This is a genomic window from Streptomyces sp. NPDC055140 (assembly GCF_053607285.1).
In genome coordinates this window covers 353,896-374,522 of the sequence record NZ_JBSGTG010000003.1, presented here as the reverse complement: position 1 = coordinate 374,522, position 20,627 = coordinate 353,896, and the positions used below count along the sequence as shown (strand labels likewise).

General features: G+C 68.0%; 15 protein-coding genes. 13 read left to right on the top strand and 2 right to left on the bottom strand.

The window, feature by feature from the left end:
* Positions 1 to 10: 10 nt before the first annotated feature.
* Both ACWFR4_RS09370 and ACWFR4_RS09365 read right to left on the bottom strand, forming a co-directional pair.
* Positions 11 to 838 carry a hypothetical protein gene (locus tag ACWFR4_RS09370; protein WP_453651721.1) on the bottom strand — a complete coding sequence of 276 codons (828 nt, stop codon included), beginning with the start codon at positions 836 to 838 and terminating at the stop codon, positions 11 to 13.
* 20 nt (positions 839 to 858) lie between these two features.
* A complete protein-coding gene (locus ACWFR4_RS09365) occupies positions 859 to 1,146 on the bottom strand; it encodes a hypothetical protein (RefSeq protein WP_453459028.1) in 288 nt (95 codons plus the stop codon).
* Positions 1,147 to 1,547: 401 nt separating this feature from the next.
* Between ACWFR4_RS09365 and ACWFR4_RS09360 the strand changes: the two genes are divergently transcribed.
* The 13 genes from ACWFR4_RS09360 (at position 1,548) to ACWFR4_RS09300 (ending at position 20,570) form a co-directional block, all read left to right on the top strand.
* A complete protein-coding gene (locus ACWFR4_RS09360) occupies positions 1,548 to 3,995 on the top strand; it encodes an ABC transporter family substrate-binding protein (RefSeq protein WP_453651719.1) in 2,448 nt (815 codons plus the stop codon).
* A gap of 327 nt (positions 3,996 to 4,322) precedes the next feature.
* Entirely contained in the window at positions 4,323 to 6,197 is a 1,875-nt protein-coding gene (gene typA / locus ACWFR4_RS09355; protein ID WP_453651717.1) for a translational GTPase TypA, read from the top strand.
* A 913-nt stretch (positions 6,198 to 7,110) separates the two neighbouring features.
* Complete coding sequence (locus ACWFR4_RS09350) at positions 7,111 to 8,142, top strand: ABC transporter permease (RefSeq protein WP_453459035.1); 1,032 nt, start codon at positions 7,111 to 7,113, stop codon at positions 8,140 to 8,142.
* A 104-nt stretch (positions 8,143 to 8,246) separates the two neighbouring features.
* Positions 8,247 to 10,043, top strand: coding sequence for an ABC transporter substrate-binding protein (locus tag ACWFR4_RS09345; RefSeq protein WP_453459037.1), 1,797 nt, complete (start codon positions 8,247 to 8,249; stop codon positions 10,041 to 10,043).
* 109 nt (positions 10,044 to 10,152) lie between these two features.
* Positions 10,153 to 11,130: an ABC transporter permease gene (locus tag ACWFR4_RS09340; protein ID WP_382998426.1), complete on the top strand. Its 978-nt coding sequence runs from the start codon at positions 10,153 to 10,155 to the stop codon at positions 11,128 to 11,130.
* Positions 11,131 to 11,140: 10 nt separating this feature from the next.
* The gene (locus tag ACWFR4_RS09335; protein WP_453459040.1) at positions 11,141 to 12,202 is read left to right on the top strand and encodes an ABC transporter ATP-binding protein; all 1,062 of its coding nucleotides are present in this window, start codon (positions 11,141 to 11,143) and stop codon (positions 12,200 to 12,202) included.
* Between the two features lie 27 nt (positions 12,203 to 12,229).
* The gene (locus ACWFR4_RS09330; protein ID WP_453459043.1) at positions 12,230 to 13,360 is read left to right on the top strand and encodes an ABC transporter ATP-binding protein; all 1,131 of its coding nucleotides are present in this window, start codon (positions 12,230 to 12,232) and stop codon (positions 13,358 to 13,360) included.
* A 140-nt stretch (positions 13,361 to 13,500) separates the two neighbouring features.
* Positions 13,501 to 14,814: a serine hydrolase domain-containing protein gene (locus ACWFR4_RS09325; protein ID WP_453651715.1), complete on the top strand. Its 1,314-nt coding sequence runs from the start codon at positions 13,501 to 13,503 to the stop codon at positions 14,812 to 14,814.
* Between the two features lie 84 nt (positions 14,815 to 14,898).
* Positions 14,899 to 16,527 (top strand): peptide ABC transporter substrate-binding protein, encoded by a 1,629-nt coding sequence (locus tag ACWFR4_RS09320; protein ID WP_453651713.1) that lies wholly within the window; start codon positions 14,899 to 14,901, stop codon positions 16,525 to 16,527.
* 63 nt (positions 16,528 to 16,590) lie between these two features.
* Complete coding sequence (locus ACWFR4_RS09315; protein WP_453468601.1) at positions 16,591 to 17,514, top strand: ABC transporter permease; 924 nt, start codon at positions 16,591 to 16,593, stop codon at positions 17,512 to 17,514.
* Positions 17,507 to 18,523: an ABC transporter permease gene (locus ACWFR4_RS09310; protein ID WP_453468602.1), complete on the top strand. Its 1,017-nt coding sequence runs from the start codon at positions 17,507 to 17,509 to the stop codon at positions 18,521 to 18,523. The genes ACWFR4_RS09315 and ACWFR4_RS09310 overlap by 8 nt, the downstream gene beginning before the upstream one ends.
* 6 nt (positions 18,524 to 18,529) lie before the next feature.
* Entirely contained in the window at positions 18,530 to 19,504 is a 975-nt protein-coding gene (locus tag ACWFR4_RS09305) for an ABC transporter ATP-binding protein (protein WP_453468603.1), read from the top strand.
* Positions 19,497 to 20,570 carry an ABC transporter ATP-binding protein gene (locus ACWFR4_RS09300; protein ID WP_453468604.1) on the top strand — a complete coding sequence of 358 codons (1,074 nt, stop codon included), beginning with the start codon at positions 19,497 to 19,499 and terminating at the stop codon, positions 20,568 to 20,570. Before ACWFR4_RS09305 ends, ACWFR4_RS09300 begins: the two co-directional genes overlap by 8 nt.
* Positions 20,571 to 20,627: the final 57 nt, after the last annotated feature.

Genomic DNA, 20,627 nt, shown 5'->3' with positions numbered 1-20,627 from the left:
GCCACCCCATCTAGAAGAAGCGCGGATCGTCGAAGGCGCCGGACGACAGCAGGAAAACGTAGAAGTCGGCGAGCGCGACGCTGATCAACGACGCCCAGGCGAGCAGCATGTGACGATCGTTCAGCTTCCCGACCCACTGCCACATCCGGTAGCGCACCGGGTGCTTGGAGAAGTGCTTGAGCTTGCCGCCGACGATGTGCCGGCACGAGTGGCAGGACAGGGTGTACGCCCAGATCAGCGTGATGTTCAGGAGGAAGACGAGCGTGCCGAGACCCATGTGGCCCCACGCGTACGTCTCGTCGCGGAACGAGAGCACGGTGTCGTACGTGAGGATGCCCGCCACGAGGATCGCCGCGTAGAAGAAGTAGCGGTGGATGTTCTGCAGGATCAGCGGGAAGCGGGTCTCGCCCGTGTACTTCTTGTGCGGCTCGGCGACCGCGCAGGCGGGCGGAGACGCCCAGAACCCGCGGTAGTAGGCCTTCCGGTAGTAGTAGCAGGTCAGCCGGAAGCCGAGCGGGAAGATCAGGATGAGCAGCGCGGGGGACAGACCCCACCAGCCGCCGAATATCTCCCAGTTGGGGCCCGCGTGCATCGGCTTGCAGTTCGCCGCGATGCACGGGGAGTAGAACGGCGAGACGTACGGCGCGTGGTAGTAGTCCGTGTTCGCGAAGGCCCGCCACGTCGAGTAGACGATGAAGGCGAGCAGTCCCGCGGCGGTACTGGCGGGCGCCAGCCACCAGCGGTCGGTGCGCAGGTGCCCGGACGCGATCGCGGCGCGCGTCCTGTGCCGGACGCCGTGCGCGCCCGCTTGGGGATGGGGTTCCGTGCCGGTGGCCAACGAAGCCTCCGCTCAGAGGGTCAGGGGGCGTGCCGGTCCCGGGCGCCGAGTCCTTCGTCGTCCGAGTCGGTCCAGAGCGAACTGTCGTACGGGGTGTCGGGGACGGGCACGAGTTCGGGCCGGCGCGTTGGCGGCGGAGCGGCAGCAGCCGCCCGCAGCAGCGCGACGCTCTCGCGCAGATGGTCGGCGTCGGTGCGTACGCGCCGTACGTCGAGGCCGCCGTCGAGCTGCCGCTCCAGGCGCCCCACGGTCCGGCACAGTTCGTCGAGGCAGCGCTCGGCTGCCGTCAAGTCGTCGTTCAGGGACATGACTTGCCCTCGCTTCCGCTGGTGCGGCGGAGATGCTCATGCGCCTGCGAGTGTCGCGCGTCACATCACGCCTTGTGAAGGGATCTGCGCGGATTGCTGGAGTGCGGGTCTTCGTGCGCCCCCTTCGGGGGGCGGTGCCTCAGGGGCTGGGTGGTGGGGTTTCGCCGGCGGGTGCGGGGCTGTGGAGGCTTGTCGCGCGGTTCCCCGCGCCCCTGACGGGGCCGTCATTGGGCCGCACGAGTGGGGTTCTGGCACCGCAGCGCCGTGTCGCCGACTGCCTGCTCGACCCGTCCCCTTCAGTGGGGCGATAGATGTGATCAGCTCCATATACGGCCAAACGTGAACAAACCCGGCCCGGTCCTGGTAAGCGGGCGGCCGGGCTAGCCCCGGAGGTACCCGTGATGTCCCATGACGGCGCCACATATCGCCCCGCCAGGCGTCCAGCGCGGCGTCCCGTCCTGCGCTCGGCCGCGTTCCTCGTGTCGGGGGCGCTCGCGGTGACGGCCCTGGCCGGTTGCAGCTCGGGCGACGACGAAGCAGAGTCCAGCAGTCCGGCCGCCGCCCAGGACATCGCGCCCGCGGCCCGCGGCGACATCGCCGACGGCGGCACCCTGCGCTGGGCCGTCGACGCCCTGCCGGTGACCCTCAACTCCTTCCAGGCCGACGCCGACGCGGGCACGTCCCGCGTCGCCGGCGCCGTGCTGCCCTCTATGTACCGGCTCGACAACCAGGGCAGGGCGGTGCGCGACCCGGACTTCCTGGAGAAGGCCGAGGTCATCGAGCGCGAGCCCAAGCAGGTCGTCCTGTACAAGCTCAACCAGCAGGCGGTGTGGAGCGACGGCCGCGAGATCGGCGCCGCCGACTTCGCCGCCCAGTGGCGCGCCCTGTCCGGCAAGAACTCCGCGTACTGGACGGCCCACAACGCGGGCTACGACCGCATCGAGAAGATCGAGCGCGGCAAGAACGACCTGGAGGTGCGGGTCACCTTCGCGAAGCCGTACGCGGACTGGCGCTCGCTGTTCTCGCCGCTGTACCCCAAGGACGTCATGGGGACCCCGGACGCCTTCAACGAGGAAGCCCGGCGCAAGCTCAAGGTCACCGCCGGCCCCTTCTCGATCAAGGGGATCGACCGCGGCGCCAAGGACATCACGCTGGTGCGCAACCCGCGCTGGTGGGGCCGCCAGGCCAAGCTGGAGCAGCTCGTCCTGCGGGCCGTGCCCCGCGAGGACCGTGCCGCCGCGCTCGTCGCGGGGAAGGTCGACCTCGCCGCCGTCGACCCGGAAGAGGCATCCCGCATCTCCCTCGCCGACCGCGACAAGGGCAACTCGGGCCCGCTCGCCCACGGCCCCGGCGCGCTCACCCCCGCCCAGTCGATGCGTTCCTGGGCCGTCGCGCACGGCGACGACGAGGACGCGGCCGACGCGGAACTCGGCGCCCGCGCGAAGACCCGCAAGGCCGCCGACAAGTACGAGAAGGAACAGTCGCGCCTGGAGGACTACGTCGTCCGCAAGTCTCTCGAACCCGCCTTCACGCAGCTCGCGCTGAACGGCGCCGAGGGGCCCCTGGCCGACGAGCGGGTGCGCCGCGCCGTCGCCCGCGCGATCGACCGCAAGAAGCTCGCCGAGGTCGTCCTCAAGCCGCTCGGCCTGCCCGCGCACCCCGTCGGCAGCCATCTCGCCCTCGCCGGGCAGCAGGCGTACGCCGACAGCAGCGGTGCGCTCGGCAGCCAGGACACCACCGAGGCCCGGGCGCTGCTCGCGGACGCGGGCTGGGTGCAGGGCGGTCCGCTGAAGAAGGAGACCGCGACGACCAAGCCGAAGACGGCCGGCAGCGAGTCCGACGGCGAGTCCGGCAGCGAGGGCAAGAAGAGCAGCGAGGGCAAGAAGAGCAAGGCGGGCACGGAGGACAAGAAGGGTGCCGCCTCCGACTCGGACGACGGCACGTACATCGTCGGCGAGAGCGACCAGAAGCCGGGCGACCGGCAGCCCCCGCTGCTCGACCCCGGACGCACCGCCGCCCACCGGTACACCGCGCTCCTGCACCAGGCCGACGCGCGGAAGCTGCGCGAGGCCGACAAGGAGAAGAAGCACGCGGATCAGTACGCGAAGGAGGCCGCCCAGGGTGGCGCCCCGGGCGCGTACGCCCCGAAGGGGACGGCCGCACCCGCCGGTGCCCCCGCCGGGCCGCTCGCCAAGGACGGCAAGCCGCTGACGCTGCGCTTCGTGCTCCCGTCGGGCCCCGGCTCGGGCTCACTGCGCGCGGTCGCCGACCGGATCTCGCAGATGCTGGAGAAGATCGGTATCCGCACGGAGACGTCGAAGGTCGCCGACGCCAGCTACTTCAAGGACCACATCGCGTCCGGGCAGTACGACCTGGCGCTCTACTCGTGGCCCGTCTCGGCCTTCCCGGCCACCGACGCCCGCCCGATCTACGCCAAGCCGGTGCCCGCGGCGGACGGCTCGCTCACGGTCGAGCAGAACTACACCCGGGTCGGTACGGACCACATCGACCAGCTCTTCGACCAGGCGATCGGTGAGCTCGACGAGGGGGAGGAGCGCTCCCTGGTCCAGCAGGCCGACGCCCGTATCTGGGCCGCAGCAGGATCGATTCCTCTCTACCAGCGCCCGGAGCTGGTGGCCGCCCGTCGCAGCGTCGCCAACGCGGGAGCCTTCGGCTTCCAGGAGCCCGACTACGAGGACATCGGCTTCCTGAAGGCGGGTGCGCGGCCGGGTGCCGAGCCGAACGCCTCCGGCAAGGCGAGCGCGTCCGCGAACTCCTCCGCGAACTCCTCCGCGAGCCCGGCCGGGAAATCGTCCGGGAGCCCGTCCGAGAAGCCGTCCGAGGAGTGACGCACATCGCACCCTGAGTGGCCCTGAGTCCCCCTGGGGGATCGTCCCGAAGATCACCCAGCTCAGATCTCGCTCAAGTCCCTTGCCCGCCGGTCCCTCCGGCGGGCAAGGTTCGTATCACCACTGACCTGCGGTTTCTCAGGGGCGCCCCCCACGCCTCTCCGCGACGTTCACTCACTGTGCATCCTTGACCCCAGAGCCCCAGAAGGCCTACCCGGCCGAAGCCCCGTACGATGGGGTGAGGCCGTGGCGTGTCCAGCCCGGCAGGGCGCGTGTACGAAGAGACGTACGCGCAGCCGTCCACTCACTCCGGGAGTACGCCGCAATATGGCCACGCGCCACGACATCCGTAACGTCGCCATCGTCGCCCACGTCGACCACGGCAAGACCACGCTGGTCGACGCCATGCTCAAGCAGGCCGGCGCCTTCGCGGCGCACGCCGCCGAGTCGCTCGACGACCGCATGATGGACTCGAATGACCTGGAGCGTGAGAAGGGCATCACGATCCTGGCCAAGAACACGGCGGTCAAGTACCACCCGAAGGATGGCGGCGACGCCATCACGATCAACATCATCGACACCCCCGGCCACGCCGACTTCGGTGGTGAGGTCGAGCGCGGCCTGTCGATGGTCGATGCGGTCGTGCTGCTCGTCGACGCCTCCGAGGGCCCGCTGCCGCAGACCCGCTTCGTGCTGCGCAAGGCGCTCTCGGCCAAGATGCCGGTCATCCTGTGCATCAACAAGACGGACCGCCCCGACTCCCGGATCGCCGAGGTCGTCGACGAGACGTACGACCTGTTCCTGGACCTGGACGCGGACGAGGACCAGATCGAGTTCCCGATCGTCTACGCCTGCGCCCGTGACGGCGTCGCCTCGCTGACCAAGCCCGAGGACGGCACCGTCCCGCAGGACAGCGAGAACCTCGAGCCGTTCTTCAACACGATCCTGTCGCACGTTCCGGCCCCGGAGTACGACGAGGAGGCCCCCCTCCAGGCCCACGTCACCAACCTGGACGCCGACAACTTCCTCGGCCGTATCGCGCTCTGCCGCGTCGAACAGGGCGAGCTGCGCAAGGGCCAGACCGTCACGTGGATCAAGCGCGACGGCACGATGTCCAACGTCCGCATCACCGAGCTCATGATGACCGAGGCGCTCACCCGCAAGCCGGCCGAGATGGCGGGCCCGGGCGACATCTGCGCCATCGCCGGTATCCCGGACATCATGATCGGCGAGACCCTGGCCGACACCGAGAACCCGATCGCGCTGCCGCTCATCACGGTCGACGAGCCGGCCATCTCGATGACCATCGGCGCGAACACCTCGCCGCTGGTCGGCAAGGGCGGCAAGGGCCACAAGGTCACCGCCCGCCAGATCAAGGACCGCCTCGACCGCGAGCTGGTCGGTAACGTCTCGCTCCGTGTCCTGGACACCGAGCGCCCCGACGCCTGGGAGGTCCAGGGCCGTGGTGAGCTCGCGCTCGCCATCCTGGTCGAGCAGATGCGCCGCGAGGGCTTCGAGCTGACCGTCGGCAAGCCCGAGGTCGTCACCAAGCAGGTCGACGGCAAGACGCACGAGCCGATCGAGCGCATGACGATCGACTCGCCCGAGGAGCACCTCGGCGCCATCACGCAGCTCATGGCGACCCGCAAGGGCCGCATGGAGACCATGACCAACCACGGTTCGGGCTGGGTCCGCATGGAGTGGATCGTCCCGTCCCGCGGCCTCATCGGCTTCCGTACCGAGTTCCTGACGCAGACCCGCGGCACCGGTATCGCGCACTCGATCTTCGAGGGCCACGAGCCGTGGTTCGGCGACCTGCGCACCCGTCACAACGGCTCGCTCGTCGCGGACCGTTCGGGCACGGTGACGCCGTTCGCGATGGTCAACCTCCAGGAGCGCGGTGTCATCTTCACCGAGGCCGGCACCGAGGTCTACGAGGGCATGATCATCGGCGAGAACTCGCGCGCCGACGACATGGACGTGAACATCACCAAGGAGAAGAAGCTCACCAACATGCGTGCGGCTTCCGCGGACACCACGGAGAACGTGGTGCCCGCCCGCAAGCTCTCGCTCGAGCAGTCCCTGGAGTTCTGCCGCGACGACGAGTGCATCGAGGTGACCCCGGAGACGGTCCGTATCCGCAAGGTCGTCCTCGACCAGAAGCAGCGTGGCCGCACGGCCTCGCGGGCCAAGAACGGCTGATCTCACGGCATAAAGGCCCGGGCTCCCCTTCGGGGGGCCCGGGCCTTTGTCGTATGTCCTGCGCCAGGAGGTCCGCGCAGGAGTTTTTACAGGATCATCGCCCGCACCAGGTGGTACTTCACTACCCTCGTGGCATCCTGGACGCGTTCCCGCGCGATCCACGCGCGTTGATCCGCCCGCTGAGAGTCTTCCCACAGCCCTGCGTAAGGGCTCGTGATGTGCAACTCGTTTTCCAAGGGCAGCCGTCCGGAATCCGGACGCCTCTGACCGATAGATGTGTAACGAGTCCGTTTCGCAGGGATCTATCGCGTATCGCTTTGTCCGGATTTTGGGCTAAGTACGCATCAGGTGTGATCGAACCGAGACCAAAACACTGTGGTCGGTCCGATTCTCATGCCAGATAGTTGAGCGCGTAGAGCTCGGGTCAATGGGTCACGCACTGTGGGGAGTGCCGACTCGCGAGCGCACTGGGGCACTTGAATCCTCGCCGTCAGGGGTGTCGGCAAGGTGGCATGTGCCTCCACTTGTAGTGAACAAAAGTGGACTCATGAGGAGGAACCCATGCGAGGTGCCACAAGCGCCATATGGGTCGCGTCGTCCCCGATGGCAGGTACAGGACTTGCGGGCAGTAGCTCCGTGGTCGGCACGGCGCTCAAGCGCCGCGACAGTCTCTGACGGCACGGCCTGCCCGTTCGGGTCAGGTTCCCCCGGGGTGAGTTCACCCCAGTCGTAGCTCAACCGCGCGCATCCGGCCTTGGGTTGCCGTGTACCGCCCGTAGGTCGTCGTACCCCCTGGTGGCAATCCAACTGGAGTGGCGTACGCCGTGCGACGGCCGTCGGTCCGGTGCTCCGTCCCACAGGGAGGAGCCCGCCGTGTGCCGACGACCTCCAACACCTGTGAAATGGACGAATCATGACGAGTCCAATCGAGATTGAGGGCGCCGAGACCTCTTCCGTCTTGGACAAGGACAGCGCGCTGCAGGCTGACGCGAAGGGGCCCAAGAAGCTCGAGGGGCGCAGCCCCGGACAGCTGATGTGGCGTCGCTTCAAACGGGACAAGACGGGCGTCGTTTCCGCCTTCATCGTCCTGTTCTTCTTCCTGATAGCCGCGCTCGCGCCGGTCATCGCGAAGGTGTACGGCAAGGACCCGTACACCTTCTACGGGCAGGACGACCCCACACTCCTCAACGAGTTCAACCTGCCGGCCGGTCCCAACGGCGGTATCTCGCCCGAGCATTGGTTCGGCATCGACCCGAACTACGGCCGCGACGTGTTCTCGTACCTGCTCTACGGCATGCGTACGTCGCTCTACACGGCGCTGCTCGCCACGATCGGCATCGTCATCGTGGGCGTGCTCATCGGTCTCGTCTCCGGGTACTTCGGCGGCAAGATCGACTACTGGCTCGGGCGGCTGACCGACTTCATGCTCGCCCTGCCCAGCCAGCTGTTCATGGTCGCGGTGATGCCCGTCGTGGTCACGGTTTTCGTGGCGCCCGACGAGGAGACGCCGGTCTACATCCGCTTCCTCGCCATCCTCGGCGTGATGTGGCTCCTCACCTGGATGAGCCTGTCCCGCCTGGTGCGCGCCGTCACGCTCTCCCTGCGTGAGCGCGAGTTCGTGGAGGCGGCGAAGGTCGCGGGCGCCTCGCCCTGGCGGATCATCCGCAAGGAGCTGCTCCCCAACCTGATCACGCCGATCATCGTGCAGGGCACGTACCTGCTCCCCAGCACCATCCTCTCGGTCGCCTTCCTGTCCTTCGTCGGCGTCGGGTATCAGGACCCGACCCCCGACTGGGGCCTGATGTTCGCCACCGGCGCGAACATCTACGAGCAGGACCCGACCTACATGTTCTTCCCGGGTGTCGCCATGGTCGTCTTCTTCGTGGCGTTCAACCTCCTCGGGGACTCCGTCCGGGATGCGTTCGATCCCAAGACGGGCCGCTGAACCCAGCCCATCCGAGGGGGAGCTGCCACCCGGGCGCCGGCCCACACCGGATGCGCCAGGCAGCACCAAAGGATCACTACTCACAGGCAGGTGGATCTAACTCCATGAGCATCCTTCGTACGCGCACGGCGCAGGCAACGGTCGTCGCGGTGACCGCCGGCGCGCTGGCACTCACCGGCTGCAGCAGTGGCAGCAAGAGCTCCGACAAGCCCGCGGGCAAGTCCCAGAAGGACGCCCTCGCGCAGGCCAAGCCGGTCATCATGGGCACCGCCCAGCAGTCCGTCGGCCCCGCCAAGGAGGTGCCGGGCGCCCGTAAGGGCGGCACCGTCCAGGTCTACCAGGAGACGGACTTCTCCCACCTGGACCCGGGCCAGATCTACGTCTCCGACGGCGGTCTCCTCTCCAAGCTCCTCTACCGTGGCCTGACCACGTACGTCGAGGACGACAAGGGCAACTCGACGGTCGTCGGCGACCTCGCCACCGACGCCGGCAAGTCCTCGGACGGCGGCAAGACCTGGACCTACACGCTGAAGGACGGCGTGAAGGACCAGAACGGCAACGTCATCACGTCGGGCGACATCCGCCACACGTTCGAGCGCCTCTACTCCTCCTTCGAGACGGACGGCCCGACCTACGTCCAGCAGTGGCTGTCCGGCACGGGCACCAAGTACCGCAAGGCGTACGCCGGTCCGTACAAGGGCAAGCACCTGCCGGACTCGGTCATCGCGACGCCGGACGACAAGACGATCGTCTTCCACTTCCTGAAGCCGCAGACGGACACTCCGCAGGCGATGGCGATGGCCGCCTACTCGGTCGTTCCCGAGAAGACGGACACCAAGGAGAAGTACGACCAGGCGCCCGTCGCGACCGGTCCGTACAAGATCTCGGACTACAAGTCCGGCAAGAACATGAAGCTGGTCCGCAACACCAACTGGGACGCGAAGACGGACCCGATGCGTCACCAGTACGTCGATGGCTTCAACATCGACTACAACCAGGACAAGGCCACGCAGACCAAGACGATCCTGGCCGACCGCGCCGAGGCCAAGAACGCCATCATGTTCACCGGCCAGATCGACGCCACCCAGCTGCAGAAGATCACCACCGACAAGGCGGTCATGAAGCGCACGGTGCAGGGCTACGCCCCGTACGTGTGGCAGCTGAACTTCAACATGGACCGCGTGAAGGACAAGCGCATCCGTGACGCCATCGCCCTGGCGATGCCGGCCACCGCGGCCGGCCGCGCCGACGGCGGTGCCTACGGCGGCGAGCCCGCGACCAGCCTGATGTCGCCCACCACGCCGGGCTACGACAAGACCTTCGACCCGTTCAACCGGACCAAGAAGCCGAACGGTGACATCGCCGCGGCGAAGAAGCTGATCGACGAGGCCGGCGCCAAGGGCAAGAAGCTCGTCTACGCGTACGCCAACACCCCGGTGCGTACCACCCAGGCGAACCTCATCATCAACAACCTGAAGCGCATCGGCCTCGACATCCAGAAGAAGGAAGTCGACGCCGCGACCTGGTACGAGCAGATGGGCAAGGTCAAGAACGGCTTTGACCTCTACATGACCGGCTGGGGTCAGGACTGGGCGTCCGGCAACACCGTCTTCCCGCCGTCCTTCGACGGTGCGCAGATCCAGGACGGCGCGTCGAACTACTCGCACACGAACGACAAGCACGTGAACGACGAGATCGCGCGCATCCAGAAGATCACGGACACGGCCGAGTCGGCCAAGGAGTGGGAGAAGCTCTCCCAGTACATCAGCACCAAGATCAACCCGGCTGCCCCGATCTACTACACCAAGGTGTTCCAGATCGCCGGCTCCAACGTCGGTGGCCTGCGGTACTCGACGGTGACGAGCTACACCGACCCGACCGCGGTCTACCTCAAGAAGTAGTCAGTACAAGGCAGTTCCCGGGGATGAGGGCGCGGCGGTGCCCTCATCCCCGGGTCGCCGGCTCCCTCCTGGCCTCCCACCGCCGCCGTCCTGAGAGCAGCTCATTGCCATGCTTCGATTTCTCATACGCCGGACGCTCGGCGCAGCACTCATCCTTCTGCTGATCAGCGCCTTCACGTACTTCATGTACTTCGCCATCCCACAGGACCCGGCGACGCTCGCATGTGGCAAGAACTGCACTCCGGATGCGCTGGCGCTCATTCACAAGAACCTCGGCCTCGACAAGCCGGTCCCCGTTCAGTACTGGGACTACCTCTCCGGCATCTTCGCCGGACGTGACTTCGCGGTGGGCCACTGCTCCGCACCCTGCTTCGGCGTCTCGTTCCGTAACAACCAGATGGTGTGGGACACCATGATGGACCGTCTCCCGCTGACGGTCTCCCTCACCTTCGGTTCCCTCATCGTCTTCCTGTTCGCCGGTCTCGGCGCCGGCCTGATGGCCGCCCGCTTCCGCGGCACCTGGCTCGACAAGACCTTCAGCGGCGCCTCGCTGGTCACCAGCTCGTTCCAGATCTACTTCATCGGCCCGGTCGTCATGGGCCTCCTGGTCTTCAGCACCGGCTGGCTGGACAAGCCCAAGTACGTGCCGATCAGCGAGGATCCGTGGGGCTGGTTCATGGGCCTGCTGATCCCCTGGATCGTCATGGCGACCATCTTCACGGCCAACTACACACGTATGGCCCGCTCCTCGATGATCGAGCAGTTGCAGGAAGAGCACGTCCGAGCTGCCAAGGCCAAGGGTATGAGCAGCCGTTACGCCTTCTTCCGCTACGCCTGGCGCGGCTCGCTCATCCCGATCATCACCATCCTGGGCATGGACATCGGCGGTCTGCTCAGCGGTGGCATGGTCACCGAGCTGACCTTCGGCCTCGCCGGCATCGGCCGCCTCGCCCGTGACTCGGTCATCGGCAAGGACCTCCCCGTCCTCATGGGCGTCATGATCCTCAGCGCCGCTTTCATCATCGTCTGCAACATCGTCGTGGACGCTCTGTACGCCGTCGTCGACCCGCGCGTGCGTCTGTCCTAGGAGAACGACCGTGACCACACTCACCAAGACCGAGGACGCCCCGGCCCCCACCGGCGGCGACGCGTTCCTCTCGGTACGCGACCTGAAGGTGCAGTTCTCCACCGAGGACGGCATCGTCAAGGCTGTGGACGGGCTCTCCTTCGACATCGAGCGCGGCAAGACGCTCGGCATCGTCGGCGAGTCGGGCTCCGGCAAGTCGGTGACGAACCTGACCGTGCTCGGCCTGCACAACCGCAAGAGCACCCACGTCGAGGGCGAGATCCTCCTCGAGGGCAAGGAACTGATCACCGCCACCGAGCCCGAGCTCGAAAAGCTCCGCGGCAACAAGATGGCGATGATCTTCCAGGACTCGCTGACCGCCCTGTCCCCGTACTACACGGTGGGCCGGCAGATCTCCGAGCCGTTCCGCAAGCACACCGGGGCCAGCAAGAAGGAGGCCCGGGACCGGGCCATCCAGATGCTGGAGAAGGTGGGCATCCCCCACCCCAAGCAGCGGGTGGACGACTACCCGCACCAGTTCTCCGGCGGCATGCGCCAGCGCGCCATGATCGCCATGTCCCTGGTCTGCAACCCCGACCTGCTGATCGCCGACGAGCCGACCACCGCGCTCGACGTGACCGTCCAGGCGCAGATCCTCGACCTCCTCAAGGACCTCCAGCAGGAGTTCGGCTCCGCGATCATCATGATCACCCACGACCTCGGCGTCGTGGCGAACATGGCCGACGACCTGCTCGTGATGTACGCGGGCCGGGCCGTGGAGCGCGGCTCCGTGCGCGAGGTGCTCAAGTCGCCCGAACACCCCTACACCTGGGGGCTGCTCGGCTCCATGCCGCGCCTCAACTCGGACGTCGACGAACCCCTGCTGCCGATCCCCGGCTCGCCGCCGTCGCTGCTGAACCCGCCGAGCGGCTGCCCCTTCCACCCCCGGTGTGCGTTCACCGACAAGGTGGAAGGCGGCAAGTGCAAGGGCGACAGGCCCACGCTGCCGGACGGCCGCGGATCTGCCTGCCACCTGACGGCAGATCAGAAGCAGCAGGTGTTCATCGAGACGATTCAGCCCCGGCTGGGCTGAGCTGAAACCGGCGACTGGGGCATGACCATGAGCGAGAACAACCAGACCACCACAGCGGTCGCGGAAGCGATCCCGCAGCAGCGGGACGCGGACAGCACACCGCTCCTCCAGGTCAAGGACCTGAAGAAGCACTTCCCGATCAAGGGCGGCTTCCCGATCCGGCGGACCATCGGCGCCGTCAAGGCCGTCGACGGCGTCTCCTTCGACGTCTTCCGGGGCGAGGCCCTGGGCCTCGTCGGCGAGTCCGGCTGCGGCAAGTCGACGACGGGCCGCATGCTGACCCGCCTGTACGAGCCGACCGACGGCACGATCACGTACAACGGCCAGGACATCAGCACGGCCAACCGCAAGCAGCTGGCGCCCATCAGGTCCGAGATCCAGATGATCTTCCAGGACCCGTACGCGTCGCTGAACCCGCGGCAGACGGTCGGCTCGATCATCGCCGGGCCGATGGAGATCAACGGCATCAACCCGCCCGGCGGCCGCGAGGCGCGCGTGCGGGAGCTGCTGGAGATCGTCGGCCTGAACCCGGAGCACTACAACCGCTTCCCGCACGAGTTCTCGGGCGGCCAGCGGCAGCGCATCGGCGTCGCCAGGGCCGTGGCCCTCGAGCCGAAGCTGATCGTCGCGGACGAGCCGGTCTCCGCCCTCGACGTGTCGATCCAGGCCCAGGTCGTCAACCTGCTGCAGAAGGTGCAGCGGGAGATGGGCATCGCGTTCGTCTTCATCGCCCACGACCTGGCCATCGTGCGGCACTTCTCGCAGCGCGTCGCGGTGATGTACCTGGGCAAGATCGTGGAGATCGCCGACCGCGACTCGCTCTACAACCGCCCCCGCCACCCGTACACGCACGCGCTGATGTCGGCCGTGCCGGACGCGGACATCGACGCGGTGAAGAAGGAGCGGATCCGCCTGGAGGGCGACGTCCCCTCGCCGATCTCGCCGCCGTCCGGCTGCCGCTTCCGCACCCGGTGCTGGAAGGCGCAGGACAAGTGCGCCACGGAGGAGCCGCCGCTCGTCCAGATCTCCGGCAGCCGCGAGGGTCACCTCACGGCCTGTCACTTCCCGGAGGACCCGACGACGGTGGACCGCGGCGAGGACATCGTGCTCGACCCGGCCCTCGCGGCCCTCGAGAACGAGTCCGGCCGCGACGCCTGAGCGTCCACGCTCCGGCCGACCACGGCCCGTCACCGGTGACACACCGGTGACGGGCCGTCGGCGTATCCCGGGCCGGCGGTCGTGGCGGCCTCGGTGTGGGCGATGATCCAGGAACGAGCGGGCGAGGGAGAGGGGCCGCAATGCTGGACGACCTGGAGGCATGGTGCGCGCAGGGGATGGCGGAGCACGGGTGCCCGTCCGTCTCGGTCGCGGTCGCGGTGCACGGCGAGGTGATCCTCGCCCAGGCTTACGGGCTCGCCGACACCGGCACGGGGATCCCCGCCACAGCGCACACCCCGTACGCCCTCGCCTCCGTCACCAAGCCGGTCACGGCCACGGCGGTCTGCGTCGCGGCCGACGAGGGGCTGCTCGGCCTGGACGCACCGGGACCGCTCGGCGCCACCCCTCGTCAGCTCCTGCGGCACAGGGGCGGGCTCGGCGCGCACTACGACTTCCACTACGGCGACGAGGGCGAGCCGGCCGTGGACGCGGAGCCGTACACGCAGCTCCACCGTGCCCCCGGCTCCGGCTTCGAGTACGCGAACCTCGGCTACCGGCTCCTCGGCCGGCTCCTGGAGGAAGCCACCGGGCAGGACCTCGCCGCATACGTCCGGGAGCGGGTCCTCGGGCCGCTCGGGCTCGACGGCTTCCGCATCGCCACGGCCTGCCCGGGCGCCGCGACCCGCTACACCCCTGACGGGCGCCCCTACCCGGAAGGCCTGCGCACCAGCCATCCCGGCGCCACGCTCGGCTGGGCGACGGCCCCTCAGCTCGCCCTCTTCGCCCAGTCCTGGCCGCGGCTCCTGAAGCCGGAGACAGCCGCCGCGGTCCTCGACGCCGTCCCGATCGGCGAGCACCTCGGGTACGGCCTCGGCTGGTGCGTCTCGCGCGGCGAAGGGCCCCTTCTGGTGAGCCATGGCGGCGGCATGGGCGGCGTGGCCGCGATGGCGGTGTCAGCGCCGGAGCTCGGCCTGTCCGTGGCGGTCCTGACGAACACGACGGCGAAGGCGGCCCGCGACGCGGTCGTCGACCACGTCCTCGGCGAGCTCGTACCCGGCTTCGCTCCCGAGCTGATCTCACCGGCGTTCTCCGTGCCCGCACGCCCTTTGTCCCTGGAGGAGGGGGAGTGGGCGGGCCACGCCTCGACACCGGAGGGCGAGGTCCCGCTGCGGCTACGGATCCTGCCGGGCGCCCGCGCCGAACTCACCACCGGCGACGAGACCGCCACCGCCCCCGTCGAAGCCACGGCCACCCTCGCGCTGCGCGGCTCCTTCCCCGTACAGCTGCCGACCGCCGACGCCAGGGTCAGCAGTCCGGTGCTCGGTCTGGAACTGCGTCCGGACGCGGGCCGGCTGACCGGGGTGGCCCGCGTCTACAAAGATGGTGACCGGGAGGGACTGCTCGGCAACCTGCTGACCCACCCGTGCGAACTGGGGCTCGTACGGCCGGGCTGAAAGTGCGTTATGTGCCTGTAAGGACGATATTTGGGCCTAAGTGCCGTAAGGCGCCGACCCAGAAGCACTCCGAGGAGGCACTTCATGCGTGGAGCCACGCACGCCAAGTGGGCCGTATGCGCGGTGGCCGTCGCTCTCGCCGCGACGGCCTGTGGTGGTGGGGGCGGCAGTGGCGGCAGTGGCGGCTCAGGGGTCGTCCGTTCGTCCTGGGGCGACCCGCAGAACCCGCTGGAGCCCGCGAACACGAACGAGGTCCAGGGCGGCAAGGTCATGGACATGCTCTTCCGTGGTCTGAAGCGCTACAACTCGAAGACGGGCGCCGCGGAGGACATGCTCGCGGACAAGATCGAGACGACGGACTCGATCAACTTCAAGATCACGGTCAAGGACGGTTGGACGTTCTCCAACGGAGAGAAGGTCACCGCGCAGTCCTTCGTGGACGCCTGGAACTACGGCGCGAACCTGAAGAACAACCAGAAGAACGCCTACTTCTTCGGCCAGATCGACGGCTACGACAAGGTCCACCCCGACTCGGGCACCCCGAGTGCCACCAACCTGTCCGGGCTCAAGGTCACCGGCCCCCTCACCTTCTCGGTCAAGCTCAACCAGAAGTTCTCGCTGTGGCCCGACACCCTCGGCTACGCGGCCTTCGCCCCGCTCCCCAAGGCCTTCTTCGACAACCACGACGCGTGGGTGAGCAAGCCGGTCGGCAACGGCCCGTACACGATCGACAGCTACACCAAGGGCTCCCAGATGTCCCTGCGCAAGTGGGACGCCTACCCGGGCACCGACAAGGCGCAGAACGGCGGCGTGGACCTGAAGGTCTACACCGACAACAACACGGCGTACACCGACCTGACGGCCGGCAACCTCGACCTCGTCGACGACATCCCGGCCTCGCAGCTCAAGAACGTCAACGCCGACCTCAGCGGCCGGTACATCAACACCCCCGCCGGCATCATCCAGACGCTCGCCTTCCCCTTCTACGACCCCGCGTGGAACAAGGCGGACAGCGACAAGGTCCGCAAGGGCCTGTCGATGGCGATCAACCGCAAGCAGATCACCGAGACGATCTTCCAGAAGACCCGCACCCCGGCCACGGACTGGACCTCGCCGGTCCTCGGCAAGGACGGCGGCTTCCAGGACGGCCTGTGCGGCGACAGCTGCGACTACAACCCCACCGAGGCCAAGAAGCTGATCCAGGAGGGCGGCGGCATCCCCGGCGGCCAGGTGAAGATCGGCTACAACGCCGACACCGGCAGCCACAAGGAGTGGGTCGACGCCGTCTGCAACAGCATCAACAACGCGCTGGGCAACGACAAGGCCTGCGTCGGCCTGCCCACCGGCACCTTCGCCGACTTCCGCAACAAGATCACGCAGAAGAAGATGACGGGCCCGTTCCGCGCCGGCTGGCAGATGGACTACCCGCTCATCCAGAACTTCCTGCAGCCGCTGTACTACACGAACGCCTCGTCCAACGACGGCAAGTGGTCCAACAAGGAGTTCGACAAGCTCGTCGACCAGGCCAACGCCGAGTCCGACCGTGCCAAGGCCGTCAAGATCTTCCAGCAGGCCGAAGGTGTCGTCAGGGACAACATGGCGGCCATCCCGCTCTGGTACCAGAACGGCAGCGCCGGCTACTCCGACAAGGTCTCCAACGTCGCCCTCAACCCGTTCAGCGTTCCGGTCTACAACGAGATCAAGGTCAGCTGACGCCCGGGGAGCGGCAGTCCGGGGCCCTGAAGGGCGGCCGCTCCCCCCGATTCGGGAGCCCGTATGGGACGTTATGTGATCAGGCGTCTGCTGCAGATGATCCCGGTCTTCTTCGGCGCGACGCTGCTCATCTTCCTGATGGTCAACGTGATGGGCGACCCCATCGCGGGACTGTGCGGCGAGAAGCAGTGCGACCCCGCCACGGCCGCGCAGCTCGAGAAGGAGTTCGGCCTCGACAAACCCGTCTGGCAGCAATACCTGACGTACATGGGGAACGTCTTCACCGGCGACTTCGGCACCGCGTTCAACGGCCAGAAGGTCACCGAACTGATGGCGGCCGCCTTCCCCGTGACGATCCGCCTGACCATCGTGGCGATCCTCTTCGAGATCGTCATCGGCATCTCGCTCGGCGTCGTCACCGGCCTGCGCCGCGGACGTCCCGTCGACACCAGCGTGCTGCTGCTCACCCTGGTCGTCATCTCCGTCCCGACCTTCGTCACCGGTCTGCTCCTCCAGCTCCTGCTCGGCGTCGAGTGGGGGATCATCAAACCCGCGGTGTCCACGGAGGCGACGTTCTCCGAACTGATCGTCCCCGGCCTCGTGCTCGCCTCGGTCTCCCTCGCTTACGTCACCCGGCTCACCAGGACCTCGATCGCCGAGAACCGCCGCGCCGACTACGTCCGTACGGCCATCGCCAAGGGTCTGCCGCGCCGTCGCGTCATCGTCCGGCACCTGCTGCGCAACTCGCTGATCCCGGTCGTCACCTTCATCGGCACCGACGTCGGGGCCCTGATGGGCGGCGCCATCGTCACGGAGCGGATCTTCAACATCCACGGTGTCGGCTACCAGCTCTACCAGGGCATCGTCCGGCAGAACACCCAGACCGTCGTCGGCTTCGTGACCGTACTCGTCCTCGTCTTCCTGGCGGCCAACCTGATCGTCGACCTCCTGTACGCCGTACTCGACCCGAGGATCCGCTATGCCTGAACCCGAGCCGCCGGAGCCCTACTCGTCGGGCGGGGGCCGTGTCCCGGACGACGGAGGAGCCATCGCCGCGACGGGCGCGGGCGGCGCCATGGACCTCGCCACCAGCGAGGGGACAACCTTGGAGAAGACTCCGGGCGGCCCCGAAGGCACGGGACCCGCGGGCAAGCCGAGAAGCCTCTGGTCGGACGCCTGGCGCGATCTGCGCCGCAACCCGATCTTCATCATCTCGGGCCTGATCATCGTCTTCCTCGTGGTCATCTCCATCTGGCCCTCGCTGATCGCCTCCGGCAACCCGCTCTCCTGCGACCTCGCCAAGGCCCAGGAGGGCTCCCAGCCCGGCCATCCGTTCGGCTTCAACGGCCAGGGCTGCGACGTCTACACGCGCACCGTGTACGGCGCCCGCACCTCCGTCACCGTCGGCGTCTGCGCCACCGTGGGAGTCGCCCTCCTGGGCAGCGTCCTCGGCGGGCTCGCCGGGTTCTTCGGCGGGGCGTGGGACGGGATCCTGTCCCGCCTCACCGACGTCTTCTTCGCCATCCCCGTCGTCCTCGGCGGCCTGGTGCTCCTGTCCGTGGTCACCAGCTCCACCGTCTGGCCGGTCATCGGGTTCATGGTGCTGCTCGGCTGGCCGCAGCTCTCCCGCATCGCCCGCGGCTCCGTCATCACGGCCAAGCAGAACGACTACGTGCAGGCGGCGCGGGCGCTCGGCGCCTCCAACTCCCGGATGATGCTGCGGCACATCCTGCCCAACGCGATCGCGCCGGTCATCGTCGTCGCCACCATCGCGCTCGGCACATACATCTCCCTCGAGGCGACGCTCTCGTACCTCGGCGTCGGCCTGAAGCCGCCCACCGTGAGCTGGGGCATCGACATCTCCTCGGCGTCGCAGTACATCCGCAACGCCCCGCACATGCTGCTCTGGCCCGCCGGCGCCCTCGCGATCACCGTGCTCGCTTTCATCATGCTCGGCGACGCGGTGCGCGACGCCCTCGACCCCAAGCTGAGGTAGGCGCCCATGCTGCTCGAAGTGCGCGATCTGCACGTGGAGTTCCGGACGCGCGAAGGGATCGCCAACGCCGTCAACGGCGTCAGCTACACCGTGGACGAGGGCGAGACCCTCGCCGTGCTCGGCGAGTCGGGGTCCGGCAAGTCCGTGACCGCCCAGGCGATCATGGGCATCCTCGACGTCCCGCCCGGGAAGATCACCGGCGGCGAGATCCTCTTCCAGGGCACGGACCTCCTCAAGCTCAAGGAGGACGGGCGGCGCAAGATCCGCGGCGCGAAGATGGCGATGATCTTCCAGGACGCGCTCAGCTCCCTCAACCCAGTCCTGTCCGTGGGCGAGCAGCTCGGCGAGATGTTCACCGTCCACAAGGGGATGTCCCGCAAGGACGCCAAGGCCAAGGCCATCGAGCTGATGGACCACGTCAGGATCCCCGCTGCCAAGGAGCGGGTCGGCCAGTACCCGCACCAGTTCAGCGGCGGCATGCGCCAGCGCATCATGATCGCGATGGCGCTCGCCCTCGAACCGGACCTGATCATCGCCGACGAGCCGACCACCGCCCTCGACGTCACCGTCCAGGCCCAGGTCATGGACCTGCTCGCCGAACTTCAGCGCGAGCTAAGGATGGGCCTCATCCTCATCACGCACGACCTCGGCGTGGTCGCCGACGTGGCCGACAAGATCGCCGTCATGTACGCGGGCCGCATCGTCGAGACGGCGCCCGTGCACGAGATCTACAAGGCGCCCGCCCACCCGTACACCAAGGGCCTGCTCGAATCGATCCCGCGCCTGGACCAGAAGGGCCAGGAGCTGTACGCGATCAAGGGCCTGCCGCCCAACCTGATGCACATCCCGTCCGGCTGCGCCTTCAACCCGCGCTGTCCGATGGCCCAGGACGTGTGCCGCGCGGACGTTCCCCCGCTCTTCGAGGTGAGCCCGACGCGCCGGAGCGCCTGCTACTTCTGGAAGGAGACGCTCGATGGCTGACCTGGCGAAAGAGGCGCACGGCGCCGCCCCTGTGCCGGCCGGCGAGCCGATCCTCGAGGTCATCGGGCTGGTCAAGCACTATCCGCTCACCCAGGGGATCCTGTTCAAGAAGCAGGTCGGCGCGGTCAAGGCCGTCGACGGCGTCGACTTCGTGCTCGGCCGGGGCGAGACCCTCGGCATCGTCGGCGAGTCCGGCTGCGGCAAGTCGACCGTCGCCAGGATGCTGGTCAACCTGGAGCGGCCGACCGCCGGGCAGATCAAGTACAAGGGCGAGGACATCACCAAGCTGTCCGGGCGCGCCCTGAAGGCCGTACGCCGCAACATCCAGATGGTGTTCCAGGACCCGTACACGTCCCTCAACCCGCGCATGACCGTCGGCGACATCATCGGGGAGCCGTACGAGATCCACCCCGAGGTCGCGCCCAAGGGCGACCGGCGCCGCAAGGTGCAGGACCTCCTGGACGTGGTCGGGCTCAACCCGGAGTACATCAACCGGTACCCGCACCAGTTCTCCGGCGGCCAGCGCCAGCGCATCGGCATCGCGCGCGGCCTCGCCCTGCGTCCCGAGATCATCGTCGCCGACGAGCCGGTCTCCGCGCTCGACGTCTCCGTGCAGGCACAGGTCATCAACCTGCTCGACAGCCTCCAGAACGAGTTCGACCTCTCGTACGTCTTCATCGCCCACGACCTGTCGATCGTGCGGCACATCTCCGACCGCGTCGGCGTCATGTACCTCGGGCGCATCGTCGAGATCGGCACCGACGAGCAGATCTACGAACACCCCACGCACCCCTACACGCAGGCGCTCCTGTCCGCCGTGCCCGTCCCCGACCCGGAGGCGCGCGAGCACCGCGAGCGGATCATCCTCACCGGCGACGTGCCGTCCCCGGCCAATGTGCCCTCGGGCTGCCGTTTCCGCACCCGCTGCTGGAAGGCGCAGGAGCGGTGCGAACTGGAGGTGCCGGCGCTCGCGGTACCCGCCGTGTTCCGCATCGGGGACTCGCCGGCGAAGCACGACTCGGCCTGCCACTTCGCCGAGGAGAAGCGCGTCGTCCCCACCGAGTAGGCGTACGTGTCGCGACAAATGCACATCAACTTCGTTAACACACAGGCAACTTGGCTG